General features: G+C 69.6%; 15 protein-coding genes. 12 read left to right on the forward strand and 3 right to left on the reverse strand.

All coding sequences use genetic code 11. The features are described 5' to 3' along the window. Positions 1-9: 9 nt before the first annotated feature. Positions 10-756, reverse strand: coding sequence for a hypothetical protein (locus Tharo_RS03720; RefSeq protein ID WP_107220025.1), 747 nt, complete (start codon positions 754-756; stop codon positions 10-12). 1,158 nt (positions 757-1,914) lie between these two features. Here Tharo_RS03720 and Tharo_RS03725 point away from each other — a divergent pair. The 6 genes from Tharo_RS03725 to Tharo_RS03750 are packed head-to-tail and all read left to right on the forward strand — an operon-like array spanning position 1,915 to position 9,422. Further along, positions 1,915-2,505: an anthranilate synthase component II gene (locus Tharo_RS03725; RefSeq protein ID WP_107220026.1), complete on the forward strand. Its 591-nt coding sequence runs from the start codon at positions 1,915-1,917 to the stop codon at positions 2,503-2,505. Between the two features lie 18 nt (positions 2,506-2,523). Further along, the gene (gene trpD / locus Tharo_RS03730) at positions 2,524-3,564 is read left to right on the forward strand and encodes an anthranilate phosphoribosyltransferase (protein WP_107220027.1); all 1,041 of its coding nucleotides are present in this window, start codon (positions 2,524-2,526) and stop codon (positions 3,562-3,564) included. Beyond that, the gene (gene trpC / locus Tharo_RS03735; protein ID WP_107220028.1) at positions 3,561-4,361 is read left to right on the forward strand and encodes an indole-3-glycerol phosphate synthase TrpC; all 801 of its coding nucleotides are present in this window, start codon (positions 3,561-3,563) and stop codon (positions 4,359-4,361) included. The genes trpD and trpC overlap by 4 nt, the downstream gene beginning before the upstream one ends. 12 nt (positions 4,362-4,373) lie before the next feature. Next, entirely contained in the window at positions 4,374-8,447 is a 4,074-nt protein-coding gene (locus Tharo_RS03740) for a translocation/assembly module TamB domain-containing protein (RefSeq protein WP_107220029.1), read from the forward strand. 23 nt (positions 8,448-8,470) lie between these two features. Next, the gene (gene msrA, locus Tharo_RS03745) at positions 8,471-9,037 is read left to right on the forward strand and encodes a peptide-methionine (S)-S-oxide reductase MsrA (protein WP_107220030.1); all 567 of its coding nucleotides are present in this window, start codon (positions 8,471-8,473) and stop codon (positions 9,035-9,037) included. A gap of 37 nt (positions 9,038-9,074) precedes the next feature. Beyond that, positions 9,075-9,422: an FKBP-type peptidyl-prolyl cis-trans isomerase gene (locus Tharo_RS03750; RefSeq protein ID WP_107220031.1), complete on the forward strand. Its 348-nt coding sequence runs from the start codon at positions 9,075-9,077 to the stop codon at positions 9,420-9,422. Between the two features lie 58 nt (positions 9,423-9,480). Here Tharo_RS03750 and recQ read toward each other — a convergent pair whose 3' ends face one another. Together recQ and Tharo_RS03760 are read right to left on the reverse strand one after the other, a co-directional pair. After that, a complete protein-coding gene (gene recQ, locus Tharo_RS03755; RefSeq protein ID WP_245880988.1) occupies positions 9,481-11,328 on the reverse strand; it encodes a DNA helicase RecQ in 1,848 nt (615 codons plus the stop codon). A 121-nt stretch (positions 11,329-11,449) separates the two neighbouring features. After that, complete coding sequence (locus Tharo_RS03760) at positions 11,450-13,063, reverse strand: Na/Pi cotransporter family protein (RefSeq protein WP_107220033.1); 1,614 nt, start codon at positions 13,061-13,063, stop codon at positions 11,450-11,452. A 397-nt stretch (positions 13,064-13,460) separates the two neighbouring features. On the opposite strand from Tharo_RS03760, the gene coxB reads away from it, so the two are divergent. The 6 genes from coxB (at position 13,461) to Tharo_RS03785 (ending at position 17,829) form a co-directional block, all read left to right on the forward strand. Beyond that, positions 13,461-14,285, forward strand: coding sequence for a cytochrome c oxidase subunit II (gene coxB / locus Tharo_RS03765; RefSeq protein ID WP_107220034.1), 825 nt, complete (start codon positions 13,461-13,463; stop codon positions 14,283-14,285). A gap of 47 nt (positions 14,286-14,332) precedes the next feature. Further along, complete coding sequence (gene ctaD, locus Tharo_RS03770) at positions 14,333-15,910, forward strand: cytochrome c oxidase subunit I (protein WP_107220035.1); 1,578 nt, start codon at positions 14,333-14,335, stop codon at positions 15,908-15,910. Between the two features lie 5 nt (positions 15,911-15,915). Further along, positions 15,916-16,026, forward strand: coding sequence for a cytochrome oxidase small assembly protein (locus tag Tharo_RS17715; protein ID WP_211309654.1), 111 nt, complete (start codon positions 15,916-15,918; stop codon positions 16,024-16,026). After that, the gene (locus Tharo_RS03775) at positions 16,026-16,661 is read left to right on the forward strand and encodes a cytochrome c oxidase assembly protein (protein WP_107220036.1); all 636 of its coding nucleotides are present in this window, start codon (positions 16,026-16,028) and stop codon (positions 16,659-16,661) included. The genes Tharo_RS17715 and Tharo_RS03775 overlap by 1 nt, the downstream gene beginning before the upstream one ends. Then, positions 16,658-16,885: a DUF2970 domain-containing protein gene (locus tag Tharo_RS03780; RefSeq protein ID WP_107220037.1), complete on the forward strand. Its 228-nt coding sequence runs from the start codon at positions 16,658-16,660 to the stop codon at positions 16,883-16,885. The genes Tharo_RS03775 and Tharo_RS03780 overlap by 4 nt, the downstream gene beginning before the upstream one ends. A 68-nt stretch (positions 16,886-16,953) precedes the next feature. Then, positions 16,954-17,829 carry a cytochrome c oxidase subunit 3 gene (locus tag Tharo_RS03785; protein WP_107220038.1) on the forward strand — a complete coding sequence of 292 codons (876 nt, stop codon included), beginning with the start codon at positions 16,954-16,956 and terminating at the stop codon, positions 17,827-17,829. The last annotated feature ends 21 nt before the right edge of the window (positions 17,830-17,850 follow it).

Below are 17,850 nucleotides of genomic sequence, written 5' to 3' on the forward strand. Positions count from 1 at the left end.
TGGAAAACCTCATGCGCTTGCGCTACGGACGTACTTCCTGGCGTTGGCGAACTTGCCGTTCAAGGTTCGCTCCGTGATGCCCATGGTGCCGCCGTAGTGGGCGACCAATGCCGAGACAAGGGCCTCCTGCGTTTTGAAGCTGGAGTAAGGCACGCCCGAGGGGGACTGGCCCAGCATCAGCGTCAGCATCCCGCCGATGATGTTGAGATACGTCGTCTCCGCCCGTTCGCTGATCTCGCACTGGCTGGCAGCCAGCAGCACGGTGGACTGCTTGAGCAGGGTGTCGTGCTGCTCCTGCAGTTCTCGTATCTGGCGCCCGGCTTGCTCCAGCGCTGCCTGAAGGGCCAGCCGCTCCACCAGGATCGCCTGTCCTGTTTCCATGGTGATGAAAGGATGCGCCATGCGTTCGCCACGGCTGAACAGGAATCCTGGCCGGTGCTCAGGATAGTGGGTGCGCATCCAACGTTTCAGATCAACATGGCGAACGGTCAAATCCGGCGACTGCAGTAGCTTCGGGTCATTGAGCGTGATCCCGTCCGTGCCGTAGGGCAGGTCTCCGTTGAGGATGCCGTCATAGATGCGCTCCGAGTACAGCCGGCACTCGTTCCACCGCGGGCAGTTCAGCGACGGTGGCAGGAAGCGCGGTGATGCGATCGCGGCCAGGATCATCGGCAGGTACCGCAGCAACCCGGCCCATCGGATGGCCGCTTCGATGGGTCGATAGAACACCTTTGATGTTGAAATGTCCTTGTGCATGTCTTCGTCTCCTTTCGGAAGCGCTACATCACCGGCTCCTTTCTTGCCCTGCCAAGGGCTGTCGTGTCGTTATGGCCTGCAGCGGATGCCTGGGACGATGCCCTGAACGTAGGCGGGCGAGATGATTGGCATCCGCCGCAGGTGGCCTCGTCTTGTTCGATGTGCAAGAATTGACCGGTTGCCGGCCCATCGAGCGATGAGGACGCAAGCTCGATATTGGCGCTCACGGTATCAGCGTCATGCGCTGCGCTATCCCTCGCAAAACCGGTTCGGTATGGTCTGATACGCCGACGGTTTCACAAAGCCGTGAGCAGCGCCATTTATGCCTGTAGGTCTCGGATCAGCAGAGGAAAGCGGCGGTGTCATATCTGGCCCGGATGCTGATATTGCGATATAGCATCACGCACGTGCGGGCCAAGGTGACTGCTTACCTCAGATTCCATGCTCACAAATCCCGGCCGCATCTGACGATCGCAGGGGGGCAATGCGAAGTGGCAGGCCTACTCGCTCTTTGCTTCTTCGACCTTCGACAGGGCAGCGCTGTCGTCGGAACCGAGGTGGGGGCGATCTGCTGGAGGCTCGGTGCTGTCGGAGGTGGCTTTGCCAAACATGCTCGTGGTAAAATCCCAAAGGCTTACTTTGGAATTCCGTTCGGGCGCACTCGGGCTGAGTTCTAGCTTCTAAATTCAATACTTTGGTCTGTCCATGACCCGTACCGCTTCGACCAACATCGCTCTGTGGTGGCGCTTCCAATAGGAAGCGGCATGTCGTTGCGGTCTTGACCGCACCTTGCCGCCGTACCGGCAGGCAAGGTTTCAAGAAGGCTTCCCCGGCACGGCGGCTCCAAGATTTGAGGAGATTGCCCGATGCCCTTAGCTGATCATCCCCATCGTCGAACTGATGCTCCGCGCCCCGCGACGCTGCGATGGGGGAGTCTGCCCGTTCCGTCTCATCACTCGGCCCAACCATGCTGGCGTAGGCGCTGCTCCAGTGCGCCGCGTTGGCGCGCTTTGCCACTTCTCTCAAGATCCGTTGCCGCTGTCAGCAAGCACCTGCGCGCACTTCGTCCATCGCAAGCGACTGTCGATGTGTGTAATGAAGTGAGTAATGGAGGGTGCGTGTAATGAGAAACATCAATAAAATCAAGGACTTATAATCATGAGACTCCTGATGATCGACAACTACGACAGCTTCACCTACAACCTCGTGCAGTACTTCGGCGAACTCGGCGCCCGGGTCAAGGTGTTCCGCAACGACGAAATCACCCTCGGCCAGATCGAGGCGATGAAGCCCGAGCACCTCGTGATCTCGCCCGGCCCGTGCACTCCGGCCGAAGCCGGCATTTCGGTGGCGGCGATCCAGGCCTTCGCCGGCCGCCTGCCGATCCTCGGCGTCTGCCTCGGTCACCAGAGCATCGGTGCCGCCTTCGGCGGACGCATCGTCCATGCCAGGAAGCTCATGCACGGCAAGACCTCGGCCGTGCACCACCTCGACGTCGGGGTGTTCCGCGGCCTCCCCGACCCGCTCACGTGCACCCGCTACCACTCGCTCGCCATCGAACGGTCCACCCTGCCGGACTGTCTGGAAGTCACCGCGTGGACCGACGACGGCGAAATCATGGGGATACGCCACAAGACCCTCGACGTCGAGGGGGTGCAGTTCCACCCCGAGTCGATCCTCACCGAATGCGGCCACGCGCTGCTGCAGAACTTCCTCGACCGCAGCGCGCCCCTGCCCGCCGCCGCCTGACCCCCGGGAGCCCCCACGATGACGATGACCGCCCAGCAAGCCCTGCAACGCACGATCGAGCACCGCGAGATCTTCTTCGACGAGATGCTGTCGCTGATGCGCCAGATCATGGCCGGCGAAATCTCGCCGGTGATGACCGCCGCCATCCTCACCGGCCTGCGCGTCAAGAAAGAGACCATCGGCGAGATCACCGCCGCCGCCACGGTGATGCGCGAAATGGCGACCAAGGTCCATGTCGCGCCGCCGCACGAGCACTTCCTCGACGTCGTCGGCACCGGCGGCGATGGCTCGCACACCTTCAACATCTCCACCGCCACCATCTTCGTTGCCGCCGCCGCCGGTGCACGTGTGGCCAAGCACGGCGGGCGCAGCGTGTCGTCCAAGTCCGGCGCCGCCGACGTGCTCGAAGCGCTCGGGGTCAACCTGAACCTGTCGCCCGAGCAGGTCGCCGCCTGCGTCGAGGAAACCGGCGTCGGCTTCATGTTTGCCCCCAACTACCACAGCGCGATGAAGAACGTCGCCCCGGTGCGGCGCGAAATGGGCGTGCGCACGATCTTCAACATCCTCGGCCCGCTGACCAACCCGGCGGGGGCGCCGAACACCCTGATGGGAGTGTTCCATCCCGACCTCGTCGGCATCCAGGCGCGGGTGATGCAGCGTCTGGGCGCCAATCACGTGCTGGTCGTGCATGGCCTGGACGGCATGGACGAACTCAGCCTCGGCGGCGCCACCCTGGTCGGCGAGCTCAAGGACGGCCAGGTGCACGAGTACGAGATCCATCCCGAAGACTTCGGCCTGCAGATGGCCGGCACCCGCAACCTGCGCGTGGCCGATGCCGAGGCCTCGCGCGCGATGCTGCTCGGCGCGCTGGAGGACCGCGAAGGGCCGGCGCGCGACATCGTCGCCCTCAATGCCGGTGCGGCGCTGTACACCGCCAACCTGGTCGACTCGATCGGCGCCGGCATCGAGCGGGCGCGCGAGACCCTCGCCAGCGGCGCGGCGCGGCACAAGCTCGACGAGTTCGTGCGCTTCACCCGCCGCTTCGGAGCTGCAGCATGAGCGACATCCTGGACAAGATCTGCGCGGTCAAGGTCGCCGAAGTCGCCGCCGCCACCGCGCACACGCCGCTCTCCGCGATGCGCGCCCTCGCCGAGGCCCAGCCTGCGGCGCGCGACTTCGTCGCCGCGATCCGCACCCGGCACGCCGCCGGGCGTCCCGCGGTGATCGCCGAAATCAAGAAGGCGAGCCCGTCGAAGGGCGTGATCCGGGCCGATTTCCGCCCCGCCGAAATCGCCGCCGCCTACGAGGCCGCCGGCGCCGCCTGCCTGTCGGTGCTCACCGATCGCTCCTTTTTCCAGGGCGCGCCCGAATACCTCCAGGCCGCCCGCGCCGCCTGTGCGCTGCCGGTGCTGCGCAAGGACTTCATCATCGATCCCTACCAGGTGTTCGAGGCGCGCGCGATGGGGGCGGACGCGATCCTGCTGATCGCCGCCTGCCTCGACGGCGCGCGCATGCGCGACCTCGAGCAGCTCGCCATCGCCCTCGGCCTGGCGGTGCTGGTCGAAGTCCATGACGGCTCCGAACTGGAGCGGGCGCTGCAGCTGCAGACGCCGCTGATCGGCATCAACAACCGCAACCTGCGCACGTTCGACGTTTCGCTGCAGACCACCCTGGAGCTGTCGCCGCGCATCGCCACCGGCGCCACCGGGCGCATCGTCGTCACCGAGTCCGGCATCCTGACGCCGGAAGACGTCGCCCTGATGCGCGCGCACGCGGTCCAGACCTTCCTTGTCGGCGAAGCCTTCATGCGCGCCGACGACCCCGGCGCGGCGCTGCGGGCGCTGTTCGGGGGCTGAACCGCCGCGGCAATGGGCGAGAACGCACCGGCCGCCGCGCGGGCAGGCCCGCCGCCGTCCCGCTGGCGGCGGGGGCTGACGTGGCTGGGCGGGGGTGTGGCGCTGGCGCTTGCCGCCGCGCTCGGGGCCGCCGCTTGGCTGCTCGGCACCCAGTCCGGGCTGGAGGCCGGCCTCGCCCTCGCCCGCGCGGCGAGCGGCGGCGCGCTGCAGGTCGAGGGCGCGCGCGGGCGCGTGCTCGGGCGCCTCGACATCGATGCGCTCGCCTACCGCAGCCCCGGGCTCGAGGTCGAGCTGAAGGATTTCTCGCTCGCTTGGTCGCCCGCCGCGCTGCTCGAGCGCCGGCTCGACATCGCCCATCTGACGGTCGACCGGGTGGACCTCGCCCGGACCGCGACCGCCGCTGAAACGGAGTCCGCCCCCCTGCGGCCCCCCGCATCGCTCCAACTGCCGCTCGCGATCGAGTTGCGCCGGCTCGCCGTCGGGACCTTTGCCCTGCGCGAACTGCCGGCGCCCGAGCCGGCCGCCGGGAAGCTGGCCGGCGATCCGGCCGGCGACCCGGTGCCCGCCGCCGAACCCGCCGAACCCGCCGAACCCGCCGAACCCGCCGAACCCGCCGAACCCGCCGAACCCGCCGAACCCGCCGAACCCGCCGAACCCCCGGGCCTGCGCTTCTCCGCGCTGGACGCCGCGTTCGACAGCGACGGCCGCCACCACCGCCTGCGCGTACTGTCGCTGACCCTGCCCCAGGGCGCAGTCCGCCTCGCTCTCGCCCTCGACGGCGCGGCGCCGTTCGCCGTCGACGGCGCGGGACAGTTCGACGGTGTCATCGAGGGGCGTGCGCTCGCCGTCCGCCTCGGCCTCGCCGATACCCTGCTCGAACCCCGGGCCGAGCTCGAGGCCCGCGGCGAAGGCGTGCATGCCCGGGTCGAGCTCGAGGCCGCGAGCTTCGAACCCGTCCCGCTGCGCCGGCTCTCGCTGCGCGTCGGCGGATTCGATCCCGCCGCCTTCGTCGAGGGGGCGCCGCGTGCGACGCTCGACCTCGACGCCGAACTCGCGCCCCCCGCGGACGGGGAAGGGCGGGCCGCGGAAGGGATCGCGGGGCTGCCGCTGGGGCGGCTCGTCGGGCCGATCCGCGTGCTCAACCGCCGGCCCGCCGCGGCCGATGCCGGGGGCATTCCGCTGGAAAGCCTCGCCGCCGTGCTCGACTGGCGCCGCGCGGAGATCGCCCTCGACGCGCTCGACCTCCGCCTGGCGGGCGCGGGGCGGATCGCCGGACGGGTGGCGTGGCAAGCGCCGCTGGCGGCGAGGGGGGAAGGGGACGGCACGGGCGCCGCATCCGCACCGCCGGCCGCCGACTCCGACACCGACACCGACACCGACACCGACTCCGACTCCGACTCCGACTCCGGCACCGGCCGGATCGTGGCCGCACTTGCGCTCACCGGTGTCGATCCGCGCGCGCTGTCGGGCGCGGCCCCGTCCGCGCGCCTCAACCTCGACCTCGAGGCCGCCGCCGAGCTGCCGGCGGCCGGCCTGCCGCAGGCGGCGACGCTGCAGTTCCGCATCCGCGACAGCGTCCTCGACGGCCGTCCGCTCAGCGGCGAAGGCCGCCTGCGCCTCGAAGGCGGCCGCCTGCCGGAAGTGCGCCTCGCCGTCCGGCTGGCGGGCAACAGCGTCGAAGCGGACGGTGCGCTCGGCGCCGCGCACGACAATCTGGCGCTGCGTCTCGATGCCCCGGCGCTGGGCGCGCTCGGCTTCGGCCTCGGCGGGCGCGCCGCGGCCGAGGGGCGGGTAGGCGGCACGCTCGATGCGCCCAATGGCGAGCTGCAGTTCTTCGGCGAAGACCTGGTGCTGCCGGGCGAGCTGCGCCTGGCGGGAATCAACGGCAGTGCGCGGCTCGATGCCGGCATCGACGGCCCCTTCGCGCTCGCGCTCGGCCTGTCCGGGCTCGGCCCCGCCGGCGCCGGGGACGACGGCCGGCCCCAGCCCGACTGGATCGAACACGCCCGCCTCGGCGCCGAGGGCACGCGCGCGCGCCACCGTCTCGAACTCAGCGCGGCCGCGCCCGGCGGCGCCGGGCGTGACGATCCGGGCGCCAGCGTGCGCCTGGTGCTGCAGGGCGGGATCGGCGCAGGCCCGCGCCTGCGCTGGGCTGGTGAGCTTGCTGCGCTCGAACTCGCCGGCGCCGAACCCACCGGCCCGCAACCCGCCGGTCCGGCGCAGGCGTTCACCGCCCGCCTGGCGGCTCCGGCCGCGCTCGAACTGGCCGCCGACGGCGTGATGCTGGGCGCGGCCGAGATCGACGCCGGCGGCCGCGGCCGCATCCGCCTTTTCGAGACGGCATGGTCGCCGGCCCGCAGCGTGCTGCGCGGCGAACTCAGCGGCCTGGTGCTGGCGCCGGAGCCGCCGCGTGCCGACGGCCGTCCGCGGCGCAATGCCGATCCGCTGACCCTGGGTGCGCGCTGGGACCTCCAGGTGGGGCGCACGCTCGCTGGCGAAGCGCGCCTGTTCCGCGAATCGGGCGACCTCAGCGTCGAAGGCGAGATCCGCACCCGGCTCGGCCTGGAGCGGCTCGACGCCGTGCTCGAGGCGCGCGGCGAGCGCCTCGACCTGGCGCTCGATGTGCGCGGCCGCGAGTTCGGCCGCGTCCACGGCGAAGCCGTTGTGCATGCCCGCCGCAGTGCCGACGGCCGCTGGAGCGTGCCGCCCGAGACGCCGGTCCGCGCCTCGGCCCGCCTCGACATGCCTTCCATCGCCTGGCTCGGCCGGCTCGTGCGCGAGAACGTCGACACCGCCGGGCGCATCGACGGCCGCTTCGAAATCGCCGGCACGCTCGCCGCGCCGCGCGCCAGCGGCAGCATCCAGGGCCGCGAGCTCGGCTTCACCCTGATCGACCAGGGGCTGATCCTGTCCGGGGGCGAGTTCGACCTCGACTTCGACGACGACCGCGTGCGCCTGGCGCGGCTCGAGTTCGTCTCGCCCAACCGGGTGCGCCCGCGCGACCGCCGCATTCCCTTCGAGCGCCTCACCGCCACCCCCGGCCGCTTCACCGCCAGCGGCGAGATCGCGCTCGACAGCGGCGCGGGCGACTTCCGCTTCGAGGCCGACCGCCTGCCGCTGTTGCAGCGCGAAGACCGCTGGATGCTGTTGTCGGGCCGCGGTAGCGCGCGCAGTAGCTGGAGTTCGCTGGCGCTGGAGGCCGGCTTCGACGCCGACGCCGGCTATCTCGAATTTGCCGAGTCACCGCCGCCGAGCCTGTCCGATGATGTCGTCGTCCTCGGCCGCGACGAGCCGGCCGGCCGCGGCGCCTTCGCCGTCACCGCCGACGTCCGCGTCGGCCTCGGCGAGGCGCTCTACCTCTCGGCGCTGGGCCTGGAGACCCGGCTTGCCGGCGAGTTGCGCGTCCGCCTCCAGCCCGAGCGCCCGCTGTCGGCGGTGGGGACGATTTCCACCGTCGGCGGCAGCTATCGTGGCTACGGCCAGCGCCTGGTGATCGAGCGCGGCACGGTCAACTTCCAGGGCCCGCTCGATGCGCCCGGGCTCAATATCGTCGCCCTGCGCAAGGGGCTGGCGGTGGAGGCCGGCGTCGCGGTCACCGGCAGCGCCCGGCGGCCGCAGGTGCGGCTGGTGTCCGAGCCCAATGTTCCCGATCCCGAGAAGCTCTCCTGGATCGTGCTCGGGCGTGCGCCCGACGCCGCTTCGGGCGCTGACCTCGGGCTGTTGCTGCCGGCGGCCTCGGCCCTGCTTGGCGGTCCCGGCGGTGGCATGAGCGAAGAGCTGTCGCGCAGCCTGGGCTTCGACTCGTTCTCGATCGGCCAGGGCGAGCTCACCAGCACCGCGCGCGTGGCCAGCAGCCGGGTCGTCGGCAGCGGCTCGACGATCGCCGCCGGCCCTTCGGTCAGCGGCCAGGTGCTGAGCCTGGGCAAGCGCCTCGGACCCGATCTGTTCCTGTCGTTCGAGCAGAGCCTGGGCGGGGCGGCGACTCTGGTTAAACTGAGCTACCAGCTGTCGCGCCGGGTGTCGGTGATCGTGCGCGGCGGCACCGACACCGCGCTCGATTTGAGCTACGGTTTCTCCTTCCGCTGAACCTGTGCATGGAGCCCATTCCGATGAGCGAAACCCGGCAAGACCCCGTACTCGAAACCGCGATCCTCGGTGGCGGCTGCTTCTGGTGCCTGGAGGCGGTATTCAAGGACGTCGAAGGCGTCGTCACCGTAGTCTCCGGCTACTGCGGCGGCCACGTCGAGCTGCCCGACTACCACCAGGTCTGCGCCGGCGGCACCGGCCACGCCGAAGTCGTGCGCATCGAATTCGACCCCGCGCGGCGCAGCTACCGCGAACTGCTCGAGATCTTCTTCGCGATCCACGATCCGACCAGCGTCGACCGCCAGGGCAACGATATCGGCCCGCAGTACCGCTCGGTGATTTTCGTCACCAGCGAGGAGCAGCTCCACACCGCGCTCGCGCTGATCGAGGAGATGGGCGAGCAGCGCCTGTTCCCGAAGGCGATCGCAACCCGGGTCGAGCCTGCGCCGAAGTTCTGGATGGCCGAGCCCGAGCATCACGACTACTATGCCGGCAACAGCGACCAGCCCTACTGCCAGTACGTGGTCGCGCCCAAGATCGCGAAGTTCCGCGAGCGCTTCGCCGCCCGCCGGCGCGGCGCCGGCAGGTAGAATCGTCCTCCCTCGACCCACCCCAGGAGAAACAGGCATGACCCAGACCACCACCACCGCCAGCGGCCTCGTCATCGAAGAACTCGAACTCGGCAGCGGCGACACCGCGGAAAAAGGCAAGATGGTCGCGGTGCACTACACCGGCTGGCTCACCGACGGGCGCAAGTTCGACTCGAGCAAGGATCGCAACGACCCCTTCCACTTCCCGCTCGGCGCCGGCCACGTCATCCGCGGCTGGGACGAAGGCGTGCAGGGCATGCAGGTCGGCGGCCGGCGCAAGCTGACCATTCCGCCCGAGCTGGGCTACGGCATCCGTGGCGCCGGCGGCGTGATTCCGCCCAACGCCACCCTGGTGTTCGAAGTCGAGCTGCTGAAAGTGCTGTAACGCTTCGCCGCCCGCCCGGGCCTGCCCGGCGGGCGTCTTCAGCGGGCGTCGGGCGTGTTCAGCCGGTTGTGGCGACGATTTCCAGGATCGCGTCGCCGTAGGCTTCCAGCTTGCGGTCGCCGATGCCGCTGATGCCGGCCAGTTCGCCCTGCGAGTGCGGCCGGGCGAGCGCGATCTCGCGCAGGGTGGCGTCCTGGAACACGACGTAGGCGGGCACGTTGCGCTCCTTCGCGGTGGCCGCGCGCCAGGCGCGCAGGCGGTCGAAGAGCGTGGTCGGAATCCCGCCCGGGATGTCGATACGGGCGGCGCTGCGGCGGGTGCCGCGGCTGCGGCTGCGTTCGCGCTCCAGGCGCAGGTGGAATCCGGTCTCGCCGCGCAGCAGTGGACGGGCGGCGTCGGTCAGGCGCAGCGCGTTGTAGCGCTCGTGGTCGACGGCGACCAGCTCGCGCGCCACCAGCTGACGGAACACCGTGCGCCAGCGCTTCTCGTCGAGCTCGCTGCCGATGCCGAAAGTGGTGATGTCCTGGTGGCCGCGCTCGACCACCTTGTCGGTCAGCTCGCCGCGCAGGACGTCGATCAGGTGTCCGGCGCCGTAACGCTGGCCGGTGCGATAGACGCAGCTCAAGGCCTTCCTCGCGGCCTCGGTGGCGTCCCAGGTCTGCGGCGGGTTGAGGCAGTTGTCGCAGTTGCCGCAGGGGCCGGAGTCCTCGCCGAAGTAGGCGAGCAGGTGCTGGCGGCGGCAGGTCGTGGCCTCGACCAGGCCGACCAGCACGTCGAGGCGGTTGCGCGCCAGGCGCTTGAACTCCTCGCTCGCCTCCGACTCGTCGATCATCCGCCGCTGCTGGACCACGTCCTGCGCGCCCCACGCCATCCACGCCTGCGCCGGCAGGCCGTCGCGCCCGGCGCGGCCGGTTTCCTGGTAGTAGCCTTCGATCGAGCGCGGCAGGTCGAGATGGGCGACAAAGCGCACGTCGGGCTTGTCGATGCCCATGCCGAAGGCGATCGTCGCCACCATCACCAGGCCGTCCTCGCGCAGGAAGCGCGTCTGGTGCTCGGCGCGGATCTCCTGCGTCATGCCGGCGTGGTAGGGCAGGGCGTCGACCCCCTGCTCGCGCAACCAGGCCGCGGTCTCCTCGACCTTGCGCCGCGACAGGCAATAGACGATGCCGGCCTGCCCCGGGGATTCCTCGCGGATGAAGGCGAGCAGCTGGCGGCGCGGGTCGTCCTTGTCGACGATGGTGTAGCGGATGTTCGGGCGGTCGAAGCTGGAGATGAAGCGGCGCGCGTGGGTAAGGTTCAGGCGCCGGGCGATTTCCTCGCGCGTCTGGCGGTCGGCGGTGGCGGTCAGGGCAATGCGCGGAATTGCCGGGTAGCGCTCGGGCAGGATCGACAGCTGCAGGTACTCGGGGCGGAAATCGTGCCCCCACTGCGACACGCAGTGCGCCTCGTCGATCGCGAACAGCGCCAGGCGGTGGGTGTCGCGCAGGTGGTCGAGCTGGTCGAGGAAGCGTGGCGTCATCAGGCGCTCGGGCGCGACGTAGAGGAGGTCGAGCTCGCCCATGTAGGCCGCGCGTTCGACCGCGCGCGCGGTGTCGGCGTCCTGGCTGGAGTTGAGGAATGCGGCCTTCACTCCGGCTTCGACCAGCGCGCTGACCTGGTCCTGCATCAGCGCGATCAGCGGCGACACCACGATCGCCGTGCCTTCGCGCAGCAGCGCCGGAATCTGGTAGCACAGCGACTTGCCGCCGCCGGTGGGCATCAGCACGAGGGCGTCGCCGCCGGCGGCGACGTGCTCGACGATCGCCTGCTGCTCGCCGCGGAAGGCGGAATAGCCGAAAACGTGGGCGAGGACCTGCTGGGCGCGGCCGCCGTCGGCAGGCGGCGGGGAGGGGGTGTCGGCAAACATGGACCGCATTCTAGCGCTGTCCCGGCGCATCCCGGTCGCTCCCGCGAGCGCCAGTTCTCCCCTCCGCCGCTGCAGGAAATGTCATCCGTCCGGCCGGCGGAGCATTGCCGCCGCTCCCCTCTCAGCTTTCGGGGTGGCCGTTGCCGTCATCGACGGCGTTCGCCTCCGCAGCCTGCTGTGGGCTCAGGTCGCCGTCGAGCACCGCCAGCATGCGCGCGGCCTTGGCCACCTGCTCGGTGGCGCGCCGCTGCAGGCTGGCCAGGCGCAGCCAGTCCTGCATGGCGGCGATGTCGATGCGGGCGTGCGCACCGTGGATCAGCAGCGCTTCCTTGAGCGCCTGGTAGCGCGCCTCGACTTCCGCCAGCAGGGCTTCGACCGCGGCGGCGCTGAATTCGCCGCGGCTCGCGTCGGCGCCCGCGGCGAGCGCCGCCACCGCCTGGCGGAAGGTGGCGACGGCGGCGTCGAGTTCGGCACCGGGCGCCGTACCCAGCGCCGCGCCCAGGGTGGCGGCCTGGCGTGCGGCGGCGACCGCGTTTTCCTGGTACTGCAGGGTGCGCAGGCTGCGGGCGAGCGCTTCGACCAGTGCGGCGGGCAGGGTCGCGCCGCTGAGCTTGCCGATGTAGGCGGTGATCGCCGGAGCGAGGGTGTCCAGGGTCGATGCCTGGCGCTCGATCCATGGCGTATCCGGCGGAATCCGGGCAGCGCCGGTGAGCGCGGTGGTGGCGAAGGACTGGGTGCGTCCCAGCTCCTGGCGCAACGCATGCAAGGCGAGGTCGGGCACCGCCAGCGAGGGCGCATCGAGGTGGCGCGGGCGGGCGATTTCTTCTTCCCGGCTGCGGAAGCGGCGCGACAGGAAGCGCAGCATCGGCGCCGCCAGCACCACCATCAGCAGCACACCGAGGAGGTTGAACACGGTGTGGAACATCGCCACCATCACCGCAGGTGTCGCCGGCTGCTCGAACCACGTGCGCAGCAGCCCGAGCAGGCCGATCAGCAGCGGCAGTATCAGCAGGGCGACGCTACCGGTGACGAGGTTGAACATGACGTGAGCGGCGGCCAGGCGGCGGGCGCTGGAGGTGGCCCCGATCGCCGACAGGATGGCGGTGGACGTGGTGCCGATGTTGGTGCCGATCACCATCGCGCAGGCCGCTTCCACCGACATCAGTCCGCCCTGCGCGGCGGTGATGATGATTGCGATCACCGCGCCCGAGGCCTGCATCAGCACCGTCAGCACGGTGCCGATGGCGACCAGGGTGAGCCACCCCGCCACGCCCGGCATCACGTAGTCCTGCAGGCTGATCGCCGCGCCGACGCCGGAGAAGGCGTCCTTGAGCACGTCGATGCCGAGGAACAGCACGCCGAAGCCGGCCAGGGCCTGGCCCAGCGCGCGCGGGCGCACGCCGTGCGCGGCCAGCATCAGGACCGCGCCGACGCCGACGAAGGGCAGGGCGAAGGCGTCGATCCTGAAGCTGAAGCCGAGCGCCGCCACCAGCCAGGCGTTCATCGTGGTGCCGACGTTGGAGCCGAAAATCACCCACATCGCGTTCTTCAACGACAGCAGGCCGGTGTTGACGAAGCCGATGCTGGCGACCGTCACCGCGGTCGACGACTGCACCGCCGCGGTCATCAGCATGCCGGCGGCGAGGCCGCGCGCGGGTGTTGCGGTGCCGCGCTCGAGCAGGGCGGGGAGTGTGCGGCCGGCGGCGAGCTTGAGCCCTTCGGTCAGCATGTGCATGCCGATCAGGAACAGGCCGATGCCGCCGACAAGGCCGGTGGCGGCGTCGAGGACGTCGAAGGTGGGAAGGGGGAGGGGGGCGGTATCCAGGGCGAGGCTCCGAGGGGGTGTGCGACAGGGGGGCGTGCGACAAGGGTGCGTGCGACAAGGGTAATCCGGCCGTGAGCGAATGTGGAGCGGAGCGGGGGCGGAGCCGGGAAGGCGGATTTTGCGGCGCAGCAAACCGACCCATGGGAAAACCCCGAACGGCCCTGCCGAAGCCTTGTATTCCGAGGGGGCTAGCAGATCGTGCGCTGCACGATATTGACTTTTGTCAAAAAACTGTGTTGCGACGATGTTTTTCACTATGGCAACATCGTCCGCAGCTGCTGCTAACGAAGGGATTCGGGGGGGTGCCATGACATGTGCAGGCCGCACCGCAGGCTGGGTCGCGATCACGGCTACGGCGCCGGCGTTCGCGCAGGATCTGCCCGCCCGCTACAACATCCCGTCGCCGGTGACGTCGATCGCCGCGCAGATCCACGACCTCCACACGCTGATGCTGCTGATCTGCCTGCTGATCTTCGTCGGCGTGTTCGGCGTGATGTTCTGGGCGGTGTTCCGCCACCGCAAGTCGCGCGGCGCGGTGGCAGCGAATTTCCATGAGAACACCGCGGTCGAGATCGCATGGACGGTGGTGCCGGTGCTGATCCTGCTCGGCATGGCGTGGCCGGCGACCAGGACCGTGATCGAGATGAAGGACACCTCCAACCCCGACCTCACGATCAAGGCCACCGGCTACCAGTGGAAGTGGGGCTACGACTACCTCCAGGGCGAGGGCGAAGGCATCCGCTTCCTCTCCAGCCTGGCCACGCCGCGCGCCCAGATCGAGGGCGCCGCGCCCAAGGGCGAGACCTATCTGCTGGAAGTCGATAAACCGCTGGTGGTGCCGGTGGGCAAGAAGATCCGCGTCCTGCTGACCGCCAACGACGTCATCCACTCGTGGTGGGTGCCGGCCTTCGGCGTCAAGCAGGACGCCATTCCCGGCTTCATCCGCGACACCTGGTTCCGTGCCGACCGGGAAGGCGTGTTCCGTGGCAACTGCGCCGAGCTGTGCGGGCGCGACCACGGCTTCATGCCGGTCGAAGTGCACGTGGTGTCGGCCGAGCGCTACAGCGCCTGGGTGCGCGAGCAGCGCGCCGCGCCCACGGCGCTCGCGGACGCGGCCCGGGCACCGCGATGAGCCCGACTTCGCCCGCCCCCGCCGCCATCCGACAGGAGGATTTCCGCATGGCCGCCGCTCCGCACGACCTGCTGCACGCCCCGCACGCCGGCCCCAGCGGCCTGATGCGCTGGCTCACCACCACCAATCACAAGGACATCGGCACGATGTACCTGGTGTTCAGCTTCGTCATGTTCCTCTCCGGCGGGGTGATGGCGCTGACCATCCGCGCCGAGCTGTTCCAGCCCGGGCTGCAGGTGGTGCAGCCCGAGTTCTTCAACCAGCTCACCACCATGCACGGCCTGGTGATGGTGTTCGGCGCGATCATGCCGGCCTTCGTCGGCTTCGCCAACTGGCAGATCCCGCTGATGATCGGCGCTTCCGACATGGCCTTCGCGCGCATGAACAACTGGAGCTTCTGGCTGCTGCCGCCGGCGGCGATCCTGCTGCTCGCTTCCTTCTTCGTCCCCGGCGGGGCGACCGCCGCGGGGTGGACGCTGTACGCACCGCTGTCGGTGCAGATGGGCATGGGCATGGACCTGGCGATCTTCGCCCTCCACATCCTGGGCGTGAGCTCGATCATGGGCGCGATCAACATCGTCGTCACCGTGCTCAACATGCGCGCTCCCGGGATGACCCTGATGAAGATGCCGCTGTTCTGCTGGACGTGGCTCATCACCGCCTACCTGCTGATCGCGGTGATGCCGGTGCTGGCCGGGGCGGTGACCATGATCCTCACCGACCGCCACTTCGGCACCCACTTCTTCAACGCCGCCGGCGGCGGCGATCCGGTGATGTACCAGCACATCTTCTGGTTCTTCGGCCACCCCGAGGTGTACATCATGATCCTGCCGGCGTTCGGCATCATCAGCCAGATCATTCCCGCCTTCGCGAGGAAGCCGCTGTTCGGCTACGCCTCGATGGTGTACGCGACCGCCTCGATCGCGATCCTGTCGTTCGCGGTGTGGGCCCACCACATGTTCGCCACCGGCATGCCCGCCGCCGGCCAGCTGTTCTTCATGTATGCGACGATGCTGATCGCGGTCCCCACCGGGGTGAAGGTGTTCAACTGGGTGGCGACGATGTGGCGCGGGGCGATGACGTTCGAGGCGCCGATGCTGTTCGCCACCGGCTTCATCTTCGTGTTCACGATCGGCGGCTTCACCGGGCTGATCTGCGCCATCGCGCCGATCGACATCCAGGTCCAGGACACCTACTACGTCGTCGCCCACTTCCACTACGTGCTCGTCGCCGGCAGCCTGTTCGCGCTCTTCGCCGGAGCCTACTACTGGCTGCCGAAATGGACCGGCCACATGCCCAGCGAGGCGCTGGGCAAGCTGCACTTCTGGTGCTCGATCGTGTTCTTCAACATCACTTTCTTCCCGATGCACTTCCTCGGCCTCGCCGGGATGCCGCGGCGCATTCCCGATTACGCCCTCCAGTTCGCCGACTTCAACGCGCTGGCCAGCGTCGGCGCCTTCGGCTTCGGCCTGTCGCAGCTGATCTTCCTCGCCGTGGTGATCAAGTGCATCCGCGGCGGCGAGCGTGCCGCCGCCCGCGCCTGGGAAGGGGCTGAAGGGCTGGAGTGGACGGTGCCTTCGCCCGCCCCCCACCACACCTTTGAGGAAGCGCCGCTCGTGCGCTGAAGATCATGAGCCCCAGCGACCGCAGGACCGCCAACCGCCGCACCGGCCTGATGCTCGCCGCGGTGGCTGCCGCCTTCTTCGTCCTCGTCATCCTCAAGTACAAGGTCTTCGCCTGATGAACGCCCCCGCCCGCGATCGCCGCGCTGCCGACAACCGCCGCCTGCTGCTGCGCCTGGTGGTGTCGGCGGCGGTGATGTTCGGCTTCGGCTTCGCGCTCGTGCCGTTCTACGAACAGATCTGCGAAGTCACCGGGATCAACAATTTCCTCCGCCCCGAGGCCGAGCAGGGCGCGCGCGCGGCGGCGCGCCTGGCCGGCTCCGCGGCGGGAGGTTTTGCGGCGGAAAACTCCCAGGTCGATGTCCGCCGCCGCGTCCTCATCCAGTTCGACGCCAACCTCCACGACCTGCCGTGGCGTTTCCAGCCACTGCAGCGTTCGATCGAGGTTCATCCGGGAGAGCTGGTGCACGTCGACTACGAAGTGTCGAACCCCCGCGAGGTGGCGGTCACCGGCCAGGCCGTGCCGAGCTACGGCCCGCAGCGGGCGGCGCGCTACTTCAACAAGATGGACTGCTTTTGCTTCACCCAGCAGACCCTGGCGCCGGGCGAAGTGCGGACGATGCCGGTGGTGTTCGTCGTCGATCCGGCGCTGCCGGAGGATATCGGGGTGATCACCCTGTCCTATACCTTCTTCATGCTCCAGGGGCGCAGCCCTTCGGCCGCGGTGAACGCGCCGGGAGGAGGGGCGACATGAGCGGCGGGGAGGCACCGCCGCCGCGCCGCGCCGGGTTCTGGGCGACGTTGCGCGCGGTGCTGTGGTCCTTCGCCGGCATCCGCAAGCGCCGCGCCTGGGACGAGGACGCGGTGCGGCTCGACCCCAGGGCGGTGGTCGTCGCTGGGGTGGTGGCGGGGCTGGCCTTCGTCCTCGGCCTGGTGGCGATCGTGCAGTGGGTGCTTGCGCGCGCCGGAGCCGCGTAGGCGGTGCTGCGGGGCGGACAGGCTGGCGGGGCCGACAGGGAAACGGGGAACGCAACGGAGAGCAGACCATGAACCAGGCTTCCAGCATCCATTCGGCGGAGCGCTATTTCGTTCCCGCGCCGTCGAAGTATCCGATCATCGGCGCACTCGCGCTGCTGCTGTTCGGCGCCGGCGCGGCGCTATGGCTGAACCGGGCGCCGTCCGGGCCGTGGCTGTTCTTCGGCGGCGTCGCCGTCCTCGTCTACATGCTGTTCGGCTGGTTCGGGCAGGTCGTGCGCGAGTCCGAATCCGGCCTTTACGGCCGGCGGGTGGGGCGCTCCTTCCGCTGGTCGATGGGCTGGTTCATCTTTTCCGAAGTGATGTTCTTCGCCGCCTTCTTCGGCGCCCTGTTCTATGCCCGCGTGCTCGCCGTGCCCTGGCTCGCGGCGGGTGCCAACGAGGCCTTGCTGTGGCCCGGCTTCACCGCCGCCTGGCCCACCGTCGGGCCCTACCTGCCCAGCGGCGCCGACCCCTTCACGCCGATGGGGGCCTGGGGCATTCCCGCGCTCAACACCCTGATCCTGCTCAGCTCGGGCGCCACCCTGACGTGGGCGCACCATGGCCTGCTGCAGGCGCGGCGCGGCCAGCTCAAGCTCGGGCTGGCGCTGACCATCGCCCTCGGCCTGCTGTTCATCGGCCTGCAGGCCTACGAGTACGGCCACGCCTGGACCGAGCTCGGGCTGCGGCTCAACAGCGGCATCTACGGCGCCACCTTCTACCTGCTCACCGGCTTTCACGGGCTGCACGTGACGATCGGCGTGCTGATGCTGATCGTGATGCTGGTGCGCGCGTTTGCCGGGCATTTCAGCCCCGAGCGCCACTTCGGCTTCGAGGCCGCGGCCTGGTACTGGCATTTCGTCGACGTCGTGTGGCTGATCCTGTTCGTCGTCGTGTATTGGCTGTGAGCGGCTTGTGATCGGGCACAG

It is taken from the genome of Thauera aromatica K172 (genome assembly GCF_003030465.1).
Taxonomy (GTDB): domain Bacteria; phylum Pseudomonadota; class Gammaproteobacteria; order Burkholderiales; family Rhodocyclaceae; genus Thauera; species Thauera aromatica.

What these genes read in the sequence shown, in the direction of transcription:
- trpD (WP_107220027.1), top strand. Translation starts at nt 2,524, where the DNA reads ATGACGATGACCGCCCAGCAAGCCCTGCAACGCACGATCGAGCACCGC.
- ctaD (WP_107220035.1), top strand. Translation starts at nt 14,333, where the DNA reads ATGGCCGCCGCTCCGCACGACCTGCTGCACGCCCCGCACGCCGGCCCC.
- trpC (WP_107220028.1), top strand. Translation starts at nt 3,561, where the DNA reads ATGAGCGACATCCTGGACAAGATCTGCGCGGTCAAGGTCGCCGAAGTC.
- Tharo_RS03750 (WP_107220031.1), top strand. Translation starts at nt 9,075, where the DNA reads ATGACCCAGACCACCACCACCGCCAGCGGCCTCGTCATCGAAGAACTC.
- Tharo_RS17715 (WP_211309654.1), top strand. Translation starts at nt 15,916, where the DNA reads ATGAGCCCCAGCGACCGCAGGACCGCCAACCGCCGCACCGGCCTGATG.
- Tharo_RS03720 (WP_107220025.1), bottom strand. Translation starts at nt 756, where the DNA reads ATGCACAAGGACATTTCAACATCAAAGGTGTTCTATCGACCCATCGAA.
- coxB (WP_107220034.1), top strand. Translation starts at nt 13,461, where the DNA reads ATGACATGTGCAGGCCGCACCGCAGGCTGGGTCGCGATCACGGCTACG.
- Tharo_RS03725 (WP_107220026.1), top strand. Translation starts at nt 1,915, where the DNA reads ATGAGACTCCTGATGATCGACAACTACGACAGCTTCACCTACAACCTC.
- Tharo_RS03740 (WP_107220029.1), top strand. Translation starts at nt 4,374, where the DNA reads ATGGGCGAGAACGCACCGGCCGCCGCGCGGGCAGGCCCGCCGCCGTCC.
- recQ (WP_245880988.1), bottom strand. Translation starts at nt 11,328, where the DNA reads ATGTTTGCCGACACCCCCTCCCCGCCGCCTGCCGACGGCGGCCGCGCC.
- Tharo_RS03775 (WP_107220036.1), top strand. Translation starts at nt 16,026, where the DNA reads ATGAACGCCCCCGCCCGCGATCGCCGCGCTGCCGACAACCGCCGCCTG.
- Tharo_RS03785 (WP_107220038.1), top strand. Translation starts at nt 16,954, where the DNA reads ATGAACCAGGCTTCCAGCATCCATTCGGCGGAGCGCTATTTCGTTCCC.
- Tharo_RS03780 (WP_107220037.1), top strand. Translation starts at nt 16,658, where the DNA reads ATGAGCGGCGGGGAGGCACCGCCGCCGCGCCGCGCCGGGTTCTGGGCG.
- Tharo_RS03760 (WP_107220033.1), bottom strand. Translation starts at nt 13,063, where the DNA reads ATGCACATGCTGACCGAAGGGCTCAAGCTCGCCGCCGGCCGCACACTC.
- msrA (WP_107220030.1), top strand. Translation starts at nt 8,471, where the DNA reads ATGAGCGAAACCCGGCAAGACCCCGTACTCGAAACCGCGATCCTCGGT.